Source organism: Marinobacter similis, from assembly GCF_000830985.1.
GTDB classification, from domain to species: Bacteria; Pseudomonadota; Gammaproteobacteria; order Pseudomonadales; family Oleiphilaceae; genus Marinobacter; species Marinobacter similis.
Map to the genome: position 1 here is coordinate 1,383,482 of NZ_CP007151.1, position 20,539 is coordinate 1,404,020.

The window sequence follows — 20,539 nt, forward strand, 5'->3', positions numbered from 1 at the left end:
AGTGGTAATGCTGCTTTTTTTTGGTCGCTTCAAACTCCCCTCCTCGCCACGTTGAGTTCCCGTTTTTATGGCGTTAGTAAAACTCCAGACTCAGCACTTCCGGAACCTGTCCCCGACCCCGGTCAGTTTCTCGCCGTCCTTCAATTTGTTGTACGGTGAAAATGGCAGCGGCAAGACCAGTGTTCTGGAGGCAATTGGTTATCTGGGGCTGGGGCGGTCGTTTCGGGTCAGCCGGCATCAGGCGGTGGTCAGTCATGGCGAGCAACAGTTCACCGTCTTCGGTGGCCTGGATCGTGGCCTGGATGCGTCGAGGGAACCCGACGCCGCTGGCGTGGCCCATAGGCTCGGGATAGCTCGGGATGTCAGCCAGAAGGAAACCACCCTGCGGGTGGACGGAGAGGGTGTTCGCAGTTTGTCGTCGCTGGCCATGCACCTGCCGGTATCGGTGATCGACCCCGGCGTTTTTGACATTGTTGCTGGTGGCCCCGGTAAACGTCGGCAATTTCTCGATTGGGCAGTGTTCCACGTGGAACCTTCGTTCGCATCGACGTGGCAACAGTGTCAGAGAGTGACGTCACAGCGGAATCAAACGCTGAGAAATGGTAGACTAGACGAAGCCCTGCTACGGGTCTGGGACAGTCAGTACGCGGCCCTGAGTGACCGCATCAGCGCGGCCCGAAAAACCACGTTTGATCGGTTTAAGGTGGCGTTCCAGGCTCTGGTTCAGGAAGTCGATGTCGGATGGACTCAGGGTCTGAAACTTGAGTTCTATCCAGGCTGGGATAGCAGTCAATCATTGCTGGATATCCTGGCCAGTCACCGGGAACAGGAACGCCGGATGGGGCATACCCTGTATGGTCCGAATCGTGCCGACATCCGGTTAAAATTTCAGGGCCGGCCGGTATCGGAAACCTTTTCCAGAGGCCAGCAGAAAACCCTTGTTATCTTGATGAAGATTGCCCAAGGCATGGTGTTGAGTGAACTGGGCAAGCAGGTGACGTTTTTGCTCGACGACATTAACGCCGAGTTGGATGTGGGTCACCGGGCCATGCTGGCTCGAAAGCTACAGGCACTGCGTTGCCAGGTGTTCATCACGTCCATCGAACACCCGCAACCCGAAGCCCTGTGGCCCGATAATCAGGCACCGGAATACAGAATGTTCCACGTGGAACATGGCAAATTGACGGAAGAATAAAGCCGGACCTGCCGGACTTACCATCGCCCGAACGGCGAGTAGGCCGGTCACCGGTACACCCTTCAGGAGTCTCGAATGAGCGAATCGAATTACAATTCCTCCAGTATCAAAGTCTTGAAAGGACTGGATGCGGTACGGAAGCGGCCTGGCATGTACATCGGCGATACCGATGATGGTACTGGTCTGCATCACATGGTCTTTGAGTTGGTGGATAACTCCATCGATGAAGCTCTGGCAGGCTACTGCTCCGAAATCGGCGTTATTATTCACCCGGATGAATCCATTACCGTTAAGGACAATGGCCGGGGTATTCCGGTGGACCTGCACGAAGAGGAAGGGGTCTCCGCGGCCGAGGTCATCATGACCGTACTGCACGCCGGCGGTAAGTTTGACGACAACTCCTACAAGGTTTCCGGTGGTCTGCACGGTGTCGGTGTATCAGTGGTTAACGCCTTGTCCTCTACCCTGACCCTGACTATTCGTCGTGACAACAAGGTGTACGAGCAGAGCTACACCCACGGCGTACCCAATGCCCCTCTGGGGCCGGTCGGCGAAACCGAAATGTCCGGCACCAAGGTGCACTTCATTCCGTCGCCGGAAACCTTTACCCACATTGAATTCCACTACGACATCCTGGCCAAGCGCCTGAGGGAACTGGCGTTCCTGAACAGTGGCGTGCGTATTCGTCTGACCGACGAGCGCAGTGGCAAGGAAGAAGTGTTTGAATACGAAGGCGGTCTTCGGGCCTTTGTTGAGCACCTGAATACCAACAAGACTCCGATCAACCGGGTGTTCCACTTTAACCGTGAACGCGAAGACGGCATTGCCGTGGAAGTGTCCATGCAGTGGAACGACGCTTTCCAGGAAAACATCTTCTGCTTTACCAACAACATTCCCCAGCGCGACGGTGGCACTCACCTGGCTGGTTTCCGGGCTGCACTGACCCGCTCCATGAACAACTACATTGAGCAGGAAGGCCTGGGCAAGAAGGCCAAGGTCAGCACCTCCGGTGACGACGCTCGAGAAGGCCTGACTGCGATTATCAGCGTCAAGGTGCCGGATCCGAAATTCTCCTCCCAGACCAAAGACAAGCTGGTCTCTTCCGAGGTGAAAACGGCGGTGGAGCAGGAGCTATACCAGAGCTTCGCCGACTACCTGCAGGAGCAGCCGAACGAAGCCAAGCTGATCGTCAACAAGATGATCGAGCCGCTCGCGCCCGGGAAGCCGCCCGCAAGGCCCGTGACATGACCCGCCGGAAAGGCGCGCTGGACATTGCCGGTCTGCCCGGCAAGTTGGCCGACTGTCAGGAAAAGGACCCTGCCCTCTCCGAACTGTTCATAGTGGAGGGTGATTCCGCCGGTGGTAGTGCCAAGCAGGGCCGCGACCGTAAGACCCAGGCCATCCTGCCGCTCAAGGGTAAGATTCTGAACGTCGAGAAGGCACGGTTCGACAAGATGCTGTCCTCTGCCGAAGTCGGCACCCTGATCACTGCCCTGGGCTGCGGCATCGGGCGTGAGGAGTTCAACCCGGACAAGCTCCGCTACCACTCCCTGATCATCATGACCGACGCCGACGTCGATGGCTCGCACATCCGTACCCTGTTGCTGACGTTCCTGTTCCGCCAGATGCGGGAAATCATCGAGCGTGGCCATGTCTTCATCGCCATGCCGCCGCTGTACAAGGTCAAGCGTGGCAAGCAAGAGCAGTACCTGAAGGACGAGAAGGCGAAGGAAGCTTACCTGACCCAGACCGCTCTGGAAGGCGCTCAGCTGTTCGTCAACGCTGATGCTCCGGCAATCAAGGATTCCGCACTGGAAACCATGGTTAAGGACTACCAGGCGGTGATGAACATGATCGGTCGTCTGTCCCGCGCTTACCCGGCCAAGGTGCTGGAGCAGATGCTGGACAATGTGACCCTCAAGTCTGAACACCTGCGCGACGAAGAGTCTGTGGCGCGCTGGGTAGCACGCCTGGGTGACGGCCTGACCCTGGACACCCGCACCGGTACCAAGTACACCTTCTCGGTGACCAAGGATCCGGAACGGGACCTGTTCCTGCCCAAGGTCACCATCTATGTTCACGGTATTCCCCATGAGCATGTGTTCAACCACGAGTTTTTCGAGTCCTCGTCTTACGCCGCTATCGCGCGTATGGGTGAGACGCTCGATGGCTTGATCGAAGATGGGGCCTACATCCAGCGTGGCGAGCGTAAGCAGCCGGTGCTGTCGTTTGAAGGTGCCCTGGCCTGGTTGATGAAGGAAGCCCAGCGCGGCCTGAACATCCAGCGTTATAAGGGACTGGGTGAGATGAACCCGGAACAGCTGTGGGAGACCACCATGGATCCGGAAACCCGTCGGATGATGAAGGTGACCATCGAGGACGCCTTTGCCGCTGACCAGATCTTCACCACCCTGATGGGTGACGACGTTGAGCCGCGTCGGGACTTTATCCAGACCAACGCGCTGGAAGTCACTAACCTCGACGTGTAACGAAGGCCCGGCTCAGGGCAAAAAAAAGCGGCGCTGGATCTCTGATCCGCGCCGCTTTTTTTATGCCTGTTTCAGCATCCAGTTATTCCTGAGACATCGATTTTTTCTTTTCTTTTTCAGCTATATGCGGTGCCATCACCTCTTCCAGGGTGTAGCCGGTCAGGCGCCGAATGGTGCGCCACAGGTAGTAGAAAATCAGCATCATCATGATCATCGAAGGAATGGCGATCATCGGATAGCTGACCAGGGTCATCTTGCCGAGTTCTTCGTTGAAAGCTTCGGTGCCTGACGGGCTGGTGACAATCCAGCGCGCGATGACGTAGTTCATGATCGAGGAGAACAGGAAGGTACCAGCAAAGAAGTAGCTCGCTTTCAACAACCGTGCTTCGAACTCATCGACACTGCCCTTCTCCTCCAGCGACCGGTGAATCTTATCCACATCCAGCACTTTCGGGTTGTACAGCAGAGTGCGCACCAGCGGGTATTTTGTCCGGGTGGAAATCAGCACCGCAAGCCCGATCACCGCGGGCACCGCCGCCTCTTTTATCGCCAGCCAGCCGGCGTCCAGTTCCAGCAGGCCAATACCGCCGGTGAGGCCGACACTGATCAGGCCCAGCACCGCGATGAAATTCTTCTTGTGATAGCGAATCAGTTCGAACAAGCCCCAGCCCAGCGGAAACGCCAGGCCAATGATTAAGGCATTGACCGGGCCCAGGTGCGCTTCGCCACTGAATTTCATCAGTATTACTGACGGGATAACGATGCTGACCAATAGGTCGACCCAGGGTCTGGGTTTGTGATCGGGGGTGGACGTGTTGCTTGGTGAGGTCATAGATCAGCCTGATGCAGGGACCGACAGCAGACCCAGGAATGGGTACTGCCGGATACAAAGTGTTCCGGCAGTATACGACGAATTTAGTGGCTTTCGAAGGCGTTAAAGCGCCATGTCGGGAGGGTAGGGATTGTGGACAGATCGGGCATAAAAAAACCGGACCCGGGTGCTAGGACCCGAGTCCGGTTTTGGTTTTGCGTCGGCGTAATGCCTGTTTGGGCTTAGCCATTAGGCGCCAACTTCCTTCAGGGCTTCTTCCACGATGTTCAGCCCTTCTTCCAGCACCTCGTCTTCGATGGTAACCGGCATCAGGAAACGCAGGGTGTTGCCGTACATACCGCAGCTCAGCAGGATCAGACCCTTTTCCTTGGCCTTCTTGGTCACTGCAGCCGCCAGTTCCGGCTTGGGCACTCGGCTGTCTTTGCTTTCGACCAGCTCAAAGGCTGCCATGGGGCCGAGATTGCGGACGTTATCCACATGGGCAAACTGCTCCTGCCACTGGCTGAAGCGCTGCTTCAGTTTATCGCCCAGACGCTGGCCTTTGGCCAGGATGTCTTCTTCCTTGAATACATCGAACACAGCCAGGGCCGCGGCACAGGCTGTCGGGCTACCGGTGTAGGTGCCACCCAGGGAGTTGGGGCCGGAGGCGTCCATGTGCTTGTCGGTACCCACGATGGCGGAGATCGGCATACCATCGGCCATACTCTTGGCCATGGTCATCATGTCGGGTTCAACGCCGCTGTGCTCAATGGCAAACATCTTGCCGGTCCGGCCAAAGCCACTCTGACTTCGTCGACGATCATCAGGATGCCGTGCTCGTCGCAGATCTTGCGGATTTCCTTCAGGAAGCTGGTCGGCGCCGCGTAGAAACCGCCCTCACCCAGCACCGGCTCGATCACGATGGCCGCGGTGTCTTTGCCCGGGGAGTCCGCCTTCATGGTCATTTTCAGGCCACGCAGGGCTTCGTCTTCGCTGACGCCGTGATACGGCACCGGGTAAGGTGCACGGAAAACGGTACCCGGCATCGGGCCGAAATCGGTCTGGTAAGGCGCCGCCTTACCGTTCATGGCCATGGTGTAGAAAGTCCGGCCGTGGTAGCCGCCGTCGAAGCAGATGATGTTGCTGCGACCGGTAGCTGCGCGAGCTACCTTGATAGCGTTTTCCAGCGCCTCGGCACCGGAGTTGGCCAGCATTACCTTGGCATGACCGCGGACCGGTACCACACCGCTGAGCTTTTCTGCCAGCTTGACGTAGCCCTCATAGGGCATAACGGTCTGGCAGGTGTGCATCAGCTTGTCGAGCTGGGCCTTGACCGCTTCCACCACCTTGGGGTGACGATGGCCAATGTTCAGAACACCGATGCCGCCGGCGAAATCGATCATGCGCTTGCCGTCCGCATCCCAGAGTTCCGCGTTGGTGGCGTGATCGGCAAACTGTTCGTTGGGACTTGCCGCGCCCGCTGCAACGTAGCGTTCTTTGAGTGCCTGCAATTCTTTATTGCTCACTTTGTTTTCTCCCTGAGTTCAGGTTCGAAATGGTTCATCGATCAGTGTAAGGAGTACGAGCACGAACCACAAACCGACCATTGTGGGGTGCTGTGGCAAATGTCAGGGAAAACGCTTCGGGTTCAAGCCGGTTCGTCCCGAAACTGCAGCCGCGCCAGGCGCTGGTACAGCTCATTGCTCGCCATCAGTTGATCGTGACTGCCCACCGCCAGCAACCGGCCCTGATCCAGCACCGCGATGCGATCGGCATCGCGCACGGTCGCCAGCCGGTGGGCAATTACCAGGGTGGTCCGGCCCCTTGTCAGCGCCGGCATGGCTTCCTGCACCAGGTGCTCACTTTCCGCGTCCAGGGCACTGGTGGCTTCATCTAATAGCAGAATGGGAGCATCCGCCAGCAGGGCCCGGGCAATGGCCAGTCTTTGTTTCTGGCCGCCGGACAATCCCAGTCCGGCATCGCCCAGCGGCGTGTTGTAGCCTTGCGGTAAGGCCTGAATGAATTCGTCGGCGTGGGCCACCTGGGCGGCCCGGCGCACCTCGTCGTCACTGGCTTCGGGCCGGGCGTAACGGATGTTGTCGGTGACCGTGCCATGGAACAGTGCCGGGTTCTGCGGTACCAGAGCGAAACAGCGTCGTAACTCCGGTAGTGACCAGTTGGCGGTATCCACGCCATCTATCAGGATGCGGCCCTGCACTGGTTGATAGAAGTGCAGCAGCAGATCGAACAGGGTGGATTTACCGGCGCCGGAGGGGCCTACCAGGGCCAGGGTTTCGCCCGCGTGAATTGCCAGTGTCAGCTCGTTCAGGGCGGGCGTCTCACCGCGGCCGGGATAATGGAAGGTCAATGATTCGATGCCGATGCTGCCCGTAATCTCGGCTGGACGATCCTGCGGCACCGGTCGGGCAAAGGCGGACTCGGTCTGCAGCAGTTCGAACAGTCGGGCTGCGGACCCGGCCGCCCGCTGCAGTTCGCCGATGACCTCGCTGATGGCGCCAGCCGCCACGCCCACCAGCAGGCTGTAGAACACGAACGCCGCCAGTTCACCCGGGGATATGCGCCCGTGGATCACGTCCAGACCGCCAATCCAGATAACGATGCCGACTGCGCCCATCACCAGGGTAATTGCCAGTGTGGTAAGCCACGCGCGTTGGCGAATGCGGTCGCGGGCAATGGCGAAGGCTTTTTCCGAGACCTCGGCGAAATACCGCCGGTCGTGGGGCTGATGGTTGAAGGCCTGAACGGTTTTGATCTGGGTCAGGTTCTCACCCACGTAGCTGCCGACGTCGGCAACCCGGTCCTGACTCAGGCGCGACAGTTGCCGGACCCGGCGGCCATAAAACAGGATGGGGGCAATCACCAGCGGAAAACCCAGCAGGATGATACTGGCGAGCTTGGCGTTGGTGACGAACAGCAGGATCAGACCACCCATCAGCATGAGGGCGTTGCGCAATGCGATGGAGACGGTGGAGCCAATCACCGACTGCAGCACCGTGGTGTCGGCGGTGAACCGGGACTGAATTTCCAGTGCCCGGTTCTGCTCAAAGAAGCCGGGGTGCAGGTCAATCAGGTGATTGAACACCCGTTTGCGGATGTCCGCCACCACCCGCTCACCGATCCACGACACCAGGTAGAAGCGGGCAAAGGAGCCAATGGCCAGGCCCAACACCAACACGAAAAACAGGCCGATGGCGCGGGCCAGCATGGCCGGCGACTCGGTCGCCAGGCCCTGGTCCACCAGGATACGAAGGCCCTGCCCCAGGCCCAGGGTAATGCCCGCGGTGAACACCAGCGCGATCAGGGCGCCGATTACCGCCTTGCGATAGGGACTGATGAATTCAATAACCAATTGCAGGGCGCGGCGATGACGGTTGTTGATGATTTGCCTCCAGAGTTTTGCGTACACTCAGACACCGGGGTCGGTCGATACCATCCGGTCGGTTCCCTCATCATACGGCCGCGGCCGTCGCTTTGCCCTGTCCAACAAGGAACTTTCTGTGCGCGCCTACGCCGATCACGATTACCCTGCCCACCATAAACCGGACTGGAAGGTGATCGCCGGGCTCTGGCCTTATCTGGCCGAATTCCGTGGCCGGGTGGCGCTGGCGCTGGCGTTGCTGGTGCTGGCCAAACTGGCGACCGTGGCCACCCCGGTGGCACTCAAGTACATCGTCGACTACCTCGATCAGAATCGTGGCGGCGAGTTCCTGTTGTGGATCCCGGTGTTGCTGGTGCTGGCTTACGGGTCGCTGCGCTTTGGTGCCACCCTGTTTAGTGAGTTGCGTGATGCGGTCTTTGCCCGGGTGGCGGAACGGGCCATGCGCCGGGTGTCCTTACGGGTGTTCCGTCATCTGCACAACCGCGAACTGGCGTTTCACCTGGACCGCAAGACCGGCGGCCTGGCCCGGGATATCGAACGCGGCACCAACGGGATCAGTTTCCTGCTGCGCTTCACCCTGTTCAACATCGTCCCTACCCTGCTGGAAATTCTGATGGTGGCCGGCATCTTGTTGGTGGTGTTTAACGTCGGCTACGTACTCGCCATTCTGGTGGCCGTGGTGGTCTACGTGCTGTTTTCGATCCGGGTGACCGAGTGGCGGACCCGGTTTGTGCGCGAGGCCAATGCCCGGGACAACCAGTCCAATTCCCGGGCGGTGGACAGCCTGCTCAATTACGAGACCGTCAAATACTTCAACAACGAGGCCTTTGAGGCCGAGCTTTACGACCAGGATCTGCAAGACTGGGAGCAGGCCCGCCTGAAAAACCGGCTGTCACTGGCGGCGCTGAATGGCGGCCAGGCGCTGATCATCGGGGTGGCACTGATTGTGATCATGGCCATGGCGGTACGGGAGGTGGCCAGTGGCACCATTACCCTGGGCGACTTCACCATGATCAACGCCTATCTGATCCAGCTGTTTATTCCCCTGAACGCCCTGGGCTTTGTGTATCGGGAAATCCGTCAGGCCTTGGTCAATGTCGAGCGCCTGTTCGGTCTGCTCGGAGATGAGCCGGCCATCGAAGACGCGCCCGATGCCCGGCCGCTGACGATTACCAGCGGTGAGGTTGTCTTCGACCATGTCGAGTTTGCCTACCGCCCGGATCGGCCCATTCTGCAGGATGTGACGGTGAGGATTCCGGCCGGCCACACGGTGGCGGTGGTGGGTGCCAGCGGTGCCGGGAAGTCCACCTTGGCCCGGCTGTTTTTCCGGTTCTACGACGTCGATGCCGGTGCCATTTGCATTGATGGCCAGGACATCCGCTCAGTGACCCAGGACAGCCTGCGCTCGGCCATTGGCGTGGTGCCCCAGGATACCGTGCTGTTCAACGATACCCTGTATCGCAATCTGCCTACGGCCGGCCCGATGCTAGCGAGGCGGAAGTGCACGAGGCCGCGCGCCTGGCGCACCTGGAGGAGTTTATCCACAGCCTGCCGGACGGCTACGAGACCCGGGTTGGCGAGCGCGGGCTGAAGTTGTCGGGCGGTGAAAAACAACGGGTGGCGATTGCCCGGGTGATCCTGAAGAATCCACCCCTCCTGATTCTCGATGAGCCACCTCGAGCCTGGATTCGCTCTCGGAACAGGCCATCGTGGGCGCCTTGAATGAAGTCAGCCGGCAGCGCACCACCCTGGTGATTGCCCACCGCCTGTCCACCGTCCGGGATGCTGATATCATCCTGGTAATGGACGCCGGCCGGATCATCGAGCGTGGCCATCACCAGGAGCTGCTGGCCCGGAACGGTCGCTATGCCCAGCTGTGGCACCAGCAGCACCACAGCGCCGAGGCAGATACCGACGAGCCCGGGGCTAGCGCAGACTAAGCCGCTGGGCCAGCCCGGAGGCCCGGACCACCTGTTGCTGCACGCTGTCCTGGAATACCTCGCGTCGCCGGTGATCAGGCTGAACCAGTTGCGGGCCCGGGTAATCCCGGTGTAGATCAGCTCCCGGGTCATCACCGGGCTGAGCCGGTCTGGCAACACCAGGCAAGTGTGCTTGAATTCCGAGCCCTGGGACTTGTGCACAGTCATGGCGTAGACGGTTTCCACCTGCTGCAGTCGGCTCGGGGAAATCCAGCGAATGGTGTCGGTGCCGTCGGACGCCGGGAACGCGACCCGGGGTGTGGTCTTGGGCTGGCCCTGGTGGTCCCGGTCCCAGGGCACCTCCACCGTGATCCCGATATCCCCGTTCATCAGGCCGAGATTGTAATCGTTGCCGGTGACCAGCACCGGACGGCCGCTGTACCAGGTCTTTCCGCCTTTGATGAGCCCATGGGCAAGCAAGTGTTGAGTCACCAGCTCGTTGATGCCTTCCACACCCCAGGGGCCCTTGCGTAAGGCGCACAGGATCTGAAAATCCGCGAACGATTTGAGCAAAGACCGCGCCAGCTGGTCCCACTGCTCCCGGCTGCTGTCTGCGGTTAAATTGGCGCCTTTGAGCAGTGTCAGGTAGTGCCGGTAGCCCACTGGCGGCGCCAGCAAGCCGTCCTTGCCGGGCCGGCCCTCGCCCCGATTCTGGAATGCCTCCGGGCTGCCGCTGATGGCGTGGTTGGCCACCAGCGCCAGGGTGCTGTCGCGATCCGGGTGGCGCCTGCCGCCGTTCAGCCAGATCACATCGTTAAAGCTACCATCACGACAGGCCGCCAGAGTGCTGGCATCCAGCCGGTTGGTGTTGACCGCCTCGGCCAGTTGGCCAATGCCGCTGTGCTCGTCGAACCGGAAACTCTTGCGCAGCATGGCCACGGCCTGGTCCGGCTGCTGGCCGTCCGGGTCCTGCAGCTCGCTGGGTAAGGTGTGGCCGGTGACGGCGGTCAGCCAGTCGGCGGTGGCCGGGGTGTAGTGGGCAGCGGTCGCGCGCTGGCACAACTCGCCCAGCACCGCACCGGCATCCACCGACGCCAGCTGATCCTTGTCGCCCAGCAGAATCAGTTGCGCCGAGGCCGGCAGCGCCTCGAACACCGAGGCCATCAGATCAACATCAACCATGGAGGCCTCGTCGATCACCAGGATATCCACCAGCAGCGGGTTGTCCCGGTTATGCCGGAACTGGCGAGTGTCGGGCCGGCTACCCAGCAGCCGGTGCAGGGTCGTGACCCGGGTTGGGATGTCATCGAGGCTGACCTGACCGGGCAACTGTGCCAGCGGCAGTTCGCTGACTGCGCCGCCGATGGACTCGTTCAGCCGTGCTGCGGCCTTGCCGGTGGGGGCTGCCAAACGGATCCGGTACTTGCGGCCGTCGGCCCGGTCTGAGGTGGTTCCGGCCACCGCCTGCAATGCCGCCAACAGCTTCACCACCGTGGTGGTCTTGCCGGTGCCGGGGCCACCGGTAATGACCGCAAACCGGTTGCGGGCGGCCAGGGCACAGGCCAACTGCTGGTAATCGACCTCGCTCTGGTGGCCAAACAGGATTCCCAGGGCCTGGCTCAAGGTAGTTGAGGCGTTACTGGTGGTATCGGCCAGGGGCGATGGCAACGCCAGGCGGCTTTGGATACCCTCGGCTATTCGCTGCTCGTAGCGCCAGAACCGGCGCAGGTATAAGCGGCTGTCGTTCACCACCAGTGGTGTAGTGAGTGAACCATTACTTACCGCACAGCTATCGTTAATAGTGACCAGGCAATCGGCCAGGTTGAGTCTGGCCAGAATGTCCCGGGGCGATGGTGCGGTCTCGGTATCGGCTGTCGCCGCCACGGCGATGCTGTCCTCTGGCGGCAGTGCCAGGGTCGCTTCGGCGTCCTTCAGCAACTGGCTCAGATCGATACAGACATGGCCCCGGCCGACCTGGTGCGAGGTCAAAGCGGCCAGCAACAGCAGCAAGGGTGTCGGGGCTTCGCCCTGCTCTTCGCTGAGACTGCGGATCAGCCGGGCAAAGCCGACGTCCAGGGGCCGCAGCCAGTCCTGGTCTTGCCACTGCGCGAGCAGCGCATCCATGGTGTCCAGACAGGCAAACAGCTGTTGGCCATCGATCGCCGGGGCGGGTGCCGGATCCGGCATGCCAGTGTCGATGTCGCTGCCGAGATCGAGAGCGAACTGCTGATCGGAATGACGGGTCTTGCTCATGCCATGGCCTCCCCGGCCGCGGTTTCACCATCGAACAGGGCATCGAGCTGTTCGATCAGCGCCCTTGGCGGTTTGTCGGTAAAGGCCCCGGCGGTGCTGGCCCGGTAGCCGCGCAGGAACAGGTAGACCGCGCCACCGACGTGTTGGTCGTAGTCATAATCCGGCAACCGGGCACTCAACAGGCGATGCAGTGCCAGCAGGTAGAGCACGTATTGCAGGTCGTAGCGTTTGTCCAGGATCGCCTCGCCCATGGCCTGGTCGGTGTAGGCACTGTCAGTGTCGCCCAGGGCGTTGGATTTGTAGTCCAGCACGTAGTACTGGCCGTTGTGTTCGAACACCAGATCGATAAAGCCCTTGAGCATGCCGTTGAAGCGCCCGGCCTCGGCCCTGGGCCGGTCCGCTCCGTTCAGGGTATGGGCCTGAACCAGCTTGTCCAGGCGGCCGATGCTGACGTTGCGGCTCTCAAACCAGAACTCCAGTTCCGGTCGCAGCTGGCCCAGCTCGGCCAGGCTGACCTGCTCGGGCTGGCCGCGCTGCAGCACCAGCGGCTGCTGGATCAGTCCCAGCACCCAGAGCTCAAGCGCCTCTGCCCAGTCGCTCCAGCCCCGGGTACTGCAGCGTCGGCTCAAATAGTCCCGCAACAGCGCCGGGTTATCGGCGATGGTCCGGAAGCCCTGCTGGCAGCACCACTCCAGGACATCGTGCAGGAAGGTGCCGGGTCCGGCGCCCTTGGGGAAGCCATGGTGGTCGTCCGGTAGCGCTGGCTCCGGGGCACCGGTCATGGATTCGGCGCCGACGTCCTGGGCGCTCTCCTCCAGCAGGTTCTGGGTCTCGGCATCTTCCACCTCGCCCCGGAACACCACGCCGGTGCCGCTGAGCCCGCTGTATTCAATCGCCGAGTAACTGGCAATCCACCAGTCTTCCCGGGCTTCGCGCTCGGACACCAGCGCCGGTCCCAGGGTATCCGGGGCTGGTTGCTGGTAGCCGGAATCGGAGGGCTCAGGTAGAGGCGTCACCTGGATGGCCGGTTCGCCATCGGCCACGGCTGTCAGCCATCCGGTCAGGGATGCCTGGTTGTCGCCCGGCTCGGCTGATGCGCCCCACTCTGTCCGGTCACCAGATAACCCAGCCCGCTCTGGGACCATTGATCGATTTCGGCGACCCCCACCCAGGTGGCAAACCGGGCCCGGGTCAGCGCCACGTAGAGTTTGCGGATGTCCTCGCCCAGACGTTCCCGGTCGGCCCGGGCAATGTCGTCCGGGCCGGGATCGAACACGGTCACCAGTTTGCCCTGGTCGTCGTGGTAACGGACCCAGGCCTGGGAATCCTTCTCGGCCCGGAACGAGGTGCCGAAGGGCAGGAACACCAGGGGGTATTCCAGGCCCTTGGATTTGTGCACGGTGATCACCTGTACCAGGCCGGCGTCGCTTTCCAGGCGCAGGGTGCGATGCTCGTCCTCTTCGTCGGCGGCCCGCAGGATCTGGGTGAAGTGATGCACCAGGGCATGTTCGCCATCCAGCTGCAGGCTGTCCTGCTGCAGCAACTCGGCGATGTGCAGGATATCGGTCAGGCGGCGTTCACCGTCCGGGCGTGGCAGCAGACGCGCGGGCACCTCGAAGTCCATCAGCAGGCTGCGCAGCATCGGCAGCACGCCCTGGTTTTGCCACTGCTGCTGGTAGCCCATGAAACGCTCAATTTCGCGCTCCAGGGCTAGCTCATCGGTCAGCAGCCGGTTCAGGTCCTGCCAGGATTGCGCCAGGGTTGGGGTTGCCAGTGCCGCCCGGGTCAGGCTCAGCTGGCGCGGCTCCGCCACCGCGCGCAGCCAGCACAGCACTTCTGCGGCAGTTGGCGAGGTCAGCACCGAATCCCGGTCTGACAGGTACACGCTCTTGATGCGCCGTTCGGCCAGTGCCGCGCGAACCGCGCCGGCCTCGGTCCGGTTGTTCACCAGAATGGCAATGTCGCCGGGGCGGACTGCTTGCAGGTCGGTGGCATCGTCGGTGCGGGCAAAGCCGGCCCGGCCCTGCTGGCCCAGAGTCAGCAGGCGGGCAATTTCGCTGCCGCAGGCCTCGGCCAGATCCGCGGTTGCCGCGCCCTTGGCCAGGCCTTTCGGATTGCCGGCCTTGTCCTCGGCGCCGCTCTGAAGGGCCCACAGTGTCAGGCTGGCTGGTAGTCGCCGTCGACCGACCACAGGCGTTTGGTGCCGTTGGCATCCACGCCCTGGAACGGCAGTGGCGAGCGATCCCCGGGGCCAAACAGAAAGGCGCCGTCCCGGCTGGTCTGGTCGGCGTGCTCGAACATCCGGTTCACCGCCTGCACCATCGGCTTGGCGGAGCGGAAGTTCCGACCCAGGGTGTAGGTGCGTTCGCGGGCCCCCTGGCGTGCCTGCAGGTAGGTGTAGATGTCGGCACCGCGGAACCCGTAAATGGCCTGCTTGGGGTCACCGATCATCAACAGGCAGGTGTGGGGGTCGTTGTCCGCGACCCGGTACACCCGATCGAAAATGCGGTACTGGACCGGATCGGTATCCTGGAATTCGTCGATCAGCGCGACCGGAAACTGGCGGCGGATGGTGGCCGCCAGTTGGTCACCCCGGGGGCCATGCAGGGCCTCGTCCAGGCGGGTGAGCAGGTCGTCAAAACCCATTTCCGAGCGTTTCTGTTTCTCGGCTTCCAGCCGCTTGGCGATCCACCGGGTGGCGTGCCGAAGCAGGTCAGATTTGGCGCTCGGCAGGCTCTGGCTGAAGGCAATCAGTTCCTCGATGGCGGTGAAGGCGGCATGGTCGGGGGCCGGCTCGTCGCCCTTGAGCTTGGTTGGCAGTACGGTCGGGGTCTGGTTCTGGAACCCGGCCTTGTCCAGGCCGTTCGGCACCAGCGTGTCGGAGGCCTGCCAGTCCAGCAGGGTATCCCAGGCCGCAACCATCGCTTTCTTGCTGCCGCCGTGCAGACGCTTGGCCTTTTGCAGGTCATCCAGCAGCTCCAGAACCTCGTCTTTCCAGCTGGCCCAGGGATGGGCTTTCAGCTGCTGGGCCCTATCCCGGCGCTGGCGCTGGACCGCTTCGATGACCGCCTTCACGTCGCCCTCGGAAGCGGCCAGCTGCCCGGCCTCGGTCAGCAGATTGCGAACCGCCAGGCGCAGCTCGCCCGGGGTTTTCCAATGGCCGAGCACATCGTCCATCAGCGCTGGCGGCAGCGGGTAGATGAAGGTGCGCCAGTAATCCCGGACCACCTCGTCCAGCAGGTCGCTCTGGTCGGTTTCCAGGGTCAGCTTGAACAGGCTGCCACTGTCGAACGCGTGCTCACTCAGCATGCGGTTACACCAGCCGTGAATGGTGGACACCGCGGCTTCGTCCATCCACTCCGCGGCCAGCAACAGTTTCTTGCGGCAGTCCGGCCAGGACGACGGATCCGGATAGCTCTGGTCCCGGAGCTGGTAAATCAGCGCGGTTTCCGGCGACGCCGTGGCCGTATCGGCAGTGTCGGAAAACGCCTCGGCGGCCTGGGTCAGTCGGGTGCGAATGCGGTCCCGCAGTTCCTTGGTGGCGGCGTCGGTAAAAGTCACCACCAGCAGGTTGGGGGGCAACATGCCCTGGGCCAGTGGGCTGTCCGCCGGTTGCTGGTGCCCCAGCACCAGGCGTACGTACAGGATGGCAATGGTGAAGGTCTTGCCGGTACCGGCGCTGGCCTCAATCAGGGTGCTACCGTGCAGCGGCAGGGTTAACGGATCCAGGTTCGGATTGCGTGCCATGGTGTCGGTGCTCATGCCTCTGCTCCCACTGCGCCGGCGGCGGATTTGCCCTGTTCAGCTTCCCAGAGCGGAACATAGAGTGCGTGTAGCAGGGCCTCAAATTCGCCGCTCGCCAGCAGTGCCTCCGGGCTGTCATAGGCACCACGCAGGTAGCCGGTGTCGCGCTCCAGGGCGATCTGGTAGGCCTGTTCGGCTTCGGCGATGGCGCGGTCGTGATCGCCCAGGTATTTCTTGCTTTGATAGTAGCTGGCGATCCAGGCGAAGCCGGCGTCGCAATGCAGCGGCAGGGCCCGAGTCGTGGCCTGCATCCAGCCGGCCAGGATGGCGTCCAGCTGGGCCCGGGCCTGCTCCCGCAGCATCGGCGGGAAGCGGAATTTACGGCCCTCTTCCTTGGCCAGAATCAGGGTTTCGAAGGGCCGGTCGGTGAGCTGGCCGGCCAGGTGGATTAGCCAGTCGGCCATCAGGTTGGCGTAGCGCACCCGGCGGCCGGCACCGGAGCCGGCCAGCAGGCTGGAGCTGGCAATGACCAGCCGGCACAGCTGGCCATCGGGGCCGGCTCGCAGGCCGTCGATCAGGTCCACCAGTTCGACCGCACCGGTGTCATCGCTGTAGCGGTAGTCCAGGGTGATGGGCTCGGCCAGGGCTTCCGGCCAGCTGCTGAGGGCACTGCGGTAGCGCTCGAACAGGTCCGGCAGCCGGCCCGCCAGTTCGGTGCGCAGCCGGTGTTCGGTCACGCCCATGCCCAGATCCCCGCGCCGGGCCATCCGGTCCAGGGTGAGCTCCAGGCGATCGTGCAGCTCCGGTTCCGAGCCGGCTTTCAGGACACTGTCCTGAATCAGTTCGTTGTCCAGACGCCAGCGGTCCAGACCGGTCAGGTCAAAATTCTCGTTGTCGGTATCGTCGTCATCAACGGCGTCAAAGCGAACTTGGAGCCGGCGCTGGTAAAAGGTATCGATGGGCTTTTTCAGGAACTGGGCCAGCTCGCTCAGGGTAATCGGCTCCTCGGGTTCCTGGTACGGCAGTGGTGCCTGTTCGGCGCCGGGCAATTCGCCGCCGTGGGCGGCGCGCCATTCCCGCTCATAGGTAAACAGGGTACCGGCGCGCAGCACCTCGGCGACCGGCTTGGCGGCACTGGCGGGGTCGCCTGTGATGCTGTTGGCCTGGGGGAAATAGTCCCGGCTGAACGGTTGCAGCGGGTGCTCGGTGGTCAGCACTTGGGACACCGGTATATCGCCGTCACCGGACCAGTGCCAGAGGCCGTCGAGGTGATCCCGTAACTGCCCTACCAAGACCGACGGCGGTCGTTCCGAGTCGTCCCGGATGCTGCGCCCGACCCAGCTGATGTACAGCTGTTCCCGGGCCGACAGTAGCGCCTCCAGGAACAGGTAACGGTCGTCTTCCCGGCGTGAGCGGTCACCAGGGCGATAGTCCTCGGCCATCAAGTCAAAATCCACCGGCGGCCGTGACCGCGGGTAGTCGCCGTCGTTCATGCCCAGCAGGCAGACCCGGCGAAACGGAATCGCCCGCATCGGCATCAGGGTGGCGAAGTTGACCTTGCCGGCGAGAAAGCGCTGATTCAGGCCGCCTTCGTCCAGGCCGTCCAGCAGCACGTCCTTGACGATCGTCAGTGGCAGCGGCTGGTCCTGCAGGCCGGCCGCCAGGGCATTGTCCAGCCACTGCTCGAGCTGGCGCCGGAACCGGTTCAGCAACAGCAGGTCGCTGCCTTCAAGCTGGTCGAAGAAGCGCTCGAGCATGGCCGAGAACAGGGTTTCCCAGCCGCTGGGGGTGCGGGCTTCTTGCAGTTCCTGCCAGAGCCGTTCCAGCTGGTGGACAAAGTCGTTCAGCCGGCCGGCCAGACTGGCTTGCAGGCCCCCGATTTCGCCGTAGGTTCAACCCCGCCCCAGGCTCGTCATCGCCCATGCCGTAACCGAGCAGCATGGCCTGAAGCCCTTTCTGCCAGGTGTTGCGGTCCAGGTGCGCCGGCAGTTCCAGGCTTTCCCGGTGCCGGCCGTGCAGGCCCCAACGGATGTTGGCGCCTTCCACCCAGTGCCGGGCCAACGGGATTTCGTCTTCGCTGATGGCGAAGCGGTCACGGATGCCCGGTACTTCCAACAGGCTGATGATCTCACTCATGGCGAATCGGCTGCGTGGCAGCGACATCAGGGTTTCCAGGGCAATCAGTACCGGTTCGTGGTGGCGCTGGCCCTGATCCGAGATGGTGTATGGGATGTGGCGGTTGCGGTCGGACGGGTCTCGGCCAAACACCGCCTGTATGTGCGGGGCGTACACGTTGATGTCGGGGACCATGACGATAACGTCCCGGGGCCGCAGGGTCGGGTCGGCGTTGAATGCTGCCAGCAACTGGTCGTGCAGGATTTCCACTTCCCGCTGGGGGCTGTGGGCATCGTGAAACACCAGGGAATGATCCTGCGCCGGTGTCACTGTGCGATGTTCGTCGCGGATATCCCGCAGCGGCGTCAGGTTGTAGATGTCGTTCTGGAGCTGATGCAGCAGGCGCGGGGCATCGGCTTGGCCGTGCTCGGAAAAGATGTCGATCTTCTGGTCCGGGGTCTGGAACCGGCTCCGGTACTCGTCCGGGTTATCGAATTCATCCAGCAGCCGGATGTAATCCCGGCCCTGCTTGCCCCAGGCCGCCAGCAGCGGGTTGGCGTGCTGGTGCAGCTGGTCCGGGTCGTCAATCTGGGACAGGGTCGGATGGACACTGCCGCGCTTGCGTTCCGCCTTCAGCAGCTCCCGGTCACTGATGATGTCGGCCCAGTAGAACTGACAGGGGTTGTGCACACACAGCACCACCTGGCTGAAGCGACTGAGCACGTACAGCGCCTCCAGTGCCTGCCGGGGCAATGAGGAAACCCCGAACACCACGATTCGCCGGGGCAGACGGTCCGGGTGCGCCGGCGCGGTCACGGTTTGGCCCACGTCCATAAACCGGGTGTGGATCTGCGAACGACTGGTGCGAGCGTCGACACCCACGTCCTCAACCAGATGCCGCCACAGCACCGGCTGCCAGCGCCGCTCCGGGTCCAGTGCTTTTTCGTCATTGCGGGCGGTGATCACCACATCCCGGCCCTGCTCCCAGGCGCTGAGCCAATCGGCCCGGAAGACCTGGTACTGGTCGAACAGATCAGCCACTTTCTCGGCCAGCTGGAAGGTTCGCAGCTCAGGGTCGCTGCCGTCGAGAAAGCGAGCCAGGGGCGTGAAGACCTCGTCCTGACCGACCAGTTCAGGCAGCAGCCGATACAGTCGCCACACCAGCCGGTGCTTGTCGAACGGCGACTGCTCCGGCACATCTCCGGCGGGCAACACGGCCCGATAGGCCTGCCAGATGAAACGTGCAGGGAACAGGAAATCCATACCGGCGGCAATCCCCAGGCCGCCACCCTCGTCCGACCGCTGCTCCGCCAACGCCAGTTTCAGCCACTGGGCAATGCCGTTGCTCTGAACCAGAAAGGTCTCGCTCTCCAGGGGCGGCAGCGGTGTCTGCTGGCACACGAACACCACGGCTCGGCGCAGGTCTTCCAGGTGATTGGCGTGGATGGCATGGAAGCCGGGTTCGATGGCGGAATGGTCGGCCATGGGGGTCCTTTTACTAAGAAATCCGGTGCTAATGCGGGTTTCAATCCTGAGGGTACAGGTTACCGCATGTGGTCACAGAATCAGACCGCAATAAGAGGATTGGCGTGGCAGATAAACGTCATGGGGGGATTTGGGCAGGGCGCGAACGCCGGCATTGTGCCGGCGCTGTCGTCAACGGGTTCGGTCAGCGCCGATTCAGAGTGGGACCCGCATGGTTTCAGTGCTGGTCACGGGCATGCCAATCATCTCGTCGGTGCCGGTCGGCGGAATCACTTCAGTCTTCTCCACCTGGTAATCGTGGAAGAAGTCCCGCACGGCACAGGCGCCGGTAAACATAACGACGTGATCGTCGGAATCGGTCAGGACATAACCTACGCCATCCAGATAAAAGCGGGCCATGTAGTAACGGCCTTCCATGGAGACGATTTCCAGCAGAGAGATGGGATCGTGTTTGTGGCTTTTCAGTTCGCCGGTATTCATGTGCATAGGAAATTGACCTCAGGTTTGTCGCCGTTGTTTAAAAATATACGAGGCCGGTGTGCGAACAGGTCAATAAACGATCAAGAAAGGCGGGTAAATAAGATTGGGAAGGAGGGTGGGTTGAGGCGAGGCAAAACGGATCTGTGGTGCAGGCAGATGCGTATTGTTTATTACATGAACAATGGAGGGTATCTCGATGGACAGTTTCGCCATCATCCCCAACCGCGTGAGCCTGACCGCTCGGGTCTTTTTGGTTGCTTTGGTACTGCTGGCGCTGGTGCTGACCGCCCGGCCCCTGGCGGCCAACAAGGATTCCGACATTCGGGAAACAATCCTGCTGCAGATTGAAGCCTTTGCCAATAATGATGAGGAACAGGCCTGGGCCCATGCCTCCGAGGGCATCAAACGCCGTTTTGGCACCTCGGATGTGTTTATCAACATGGTGCGGCAGGCGTACCCGGCAGTACATAGCGCTACCGCGATCGAATTTACCGATCGGGTGCCCCACGGCGCCTTTGAAATTCAGGGGGTGCGACTGCAAGGGCCCGAGGGTAAACGTTGGGACGCCTATTACCGCATGGTGCTGGTGGACGGCGTCTGGAAAATCGCCGGCGTCCAGTTGAAGCCGGCAAAATTGGGCATCTGATC

General features: G+C 61.9%; 5 protein-coding genes and 6 pseudogenes. 4 read left to right on the top strand and 7 right to left on the bottom strand.

The window, feature by feature from the left end:
• The first annotated feature begins 67 nt into the window (after positions 1–67).
• Together recF and gyrB are read left to right on the top strand one after the other, a co-directional pair.
• The gene (gene recF / locus AU14_RS06450) at positions 68–1,195 is read left to right on the top strand and encodes a DNA replication/repair protein RecF (RefSeq protein ID WP_041339765.1); all 1,128 of its coding nucleotides are present in this window, start codon (positions 68–70) and stop codon (positions 1,193–1,195) included.
• A gap of 75 nt (positions 1,196–1,270) precedes the next feature.
• Positions 1,271–3,684: pseudogene (gene gyrB / locus AU14_RS06455) on the top strand (DNA topoisomerase (ATP-hydrolyzing) subunit B).
• 82 nt (positions 3,685–3,766) lie between these two features.
• Here gyrB and AU14_RS06460 read toward each other — a convergent pair.
• The 3 genes and pseudogenes from AU14_RS06460 to AU14_RS06470 all read right to left on the bottom strand — a co-directional run bounded on the left by AU14_RS06460 (position 3,767) and on the right by AU14_RS06470 (position 7,871).
• Positions 3,767–4,516 carry a VC0807 family protein gene (locus AU14_RS06460; protein ID WP_041339766.1) on the bottom strand — a complete coding sequence of 250 codons (750 nt, stop codon included), beginning with the start codon at positions 4,514–4,516 and terminating at the stop codon, positions 3,767–3,769.
• 228 nt (positions 4,517–4,744) lie between these two features.
• Positions 4,745–6,021 (bottom strand): annotated as a pseudogene (gabT, locus tag AU14_RS06465) (4-aminobutyrate--2-oxoglutarate transaminase).
• 122 nt (positions 6,022–6,143) lie between these two features.
• Positions 6,144–7,871 (bottom strand): ABC transporter transmembrane domain-containing protein, encoded by a 1,728-nt coding sequence (locus AU14_RS06470; protein ID WP_041343713.1) that lies wholly within the window; start codon positions 7,869–7,871, stop codon positions 6,144–6,146.
• A 142-nt stretch (positions 7,872–8,013) separates the two neighbouring features.
• Here AU14_RS06470 and AU14_RS06475 point away from each other — a divergent pair.
• Positions 8,014–9,835 (top strand): annotated as a pseudogene (locus AU14_RS06475) (ABCB family ABC transporter ATP-binding protein/permease).
• Here the strand turns inward: AU14_RS06475 and recD are convergent.
• The 4 genes and pseudogenes from recD to AU14_RS06495 all read right to left on the bottom strand — a co-directional run bounded on the left by recD (position 9,822) and on the right by AU14_RS06495 (position 19,897).
• Positions 9,822–12,067 (bottom strand): annotated as a pseudogene (recD, locus tag AU14_RS06480) (exodeoxyribonuclease V subunit alpha). The pseudogenes AU14_RS06475 and recD sit on opposite strands and share 14 nt — an antisense overlap.
• Positions 12,064–15,829: pseudogene (gene recB / locus AU14_RS06485) on the bottom strand (exodeoxyribonuclease V subunit beta). Before recB ends, recD begins: the two co-directional pseudogenes overlap by 4 nt.
• A pseudogene (gene recC / locus AU14_RS06490) lies at positions 15,826–19,411 on the bottom strand (exodeoxyribonuclease V subunit gamma). The pseudogenes recB and recC overlap by 4 nt, the downstream one beginning before the upstream one ends.
• Positions 19,412–19,606: 195 nt before the next feature.
• Positions 19,607–19,897 (bottom strand): DUF6482 family protein, encoded by a 291-nt coding sequence (locus tag AU14_RS06495; RefSeq protein WP_041339768.1) that lies wholly within the window; start codon positions 19,895–19,897, stop codon positions 19,607–19,609.
• 190 nt (positions 19,898–20,087) lie between these two features.
• On the opposite strand from AU14_RS06495, the gene AU14_RS06500 reads away from it, so the two are divergent.
• Positions 20,088–20,537, top strand: a complete 450-nt coding sequence (locus tag AU14_RS06500; RefSeq protein WP_052471986.1) for a DUF4864 domain-containing protein — start codon at positions 20,088–20,090, stop codon at positions 20,535–20,537.
• Positions 20,538–20,539: the final 2 nt, after the last annotated feature.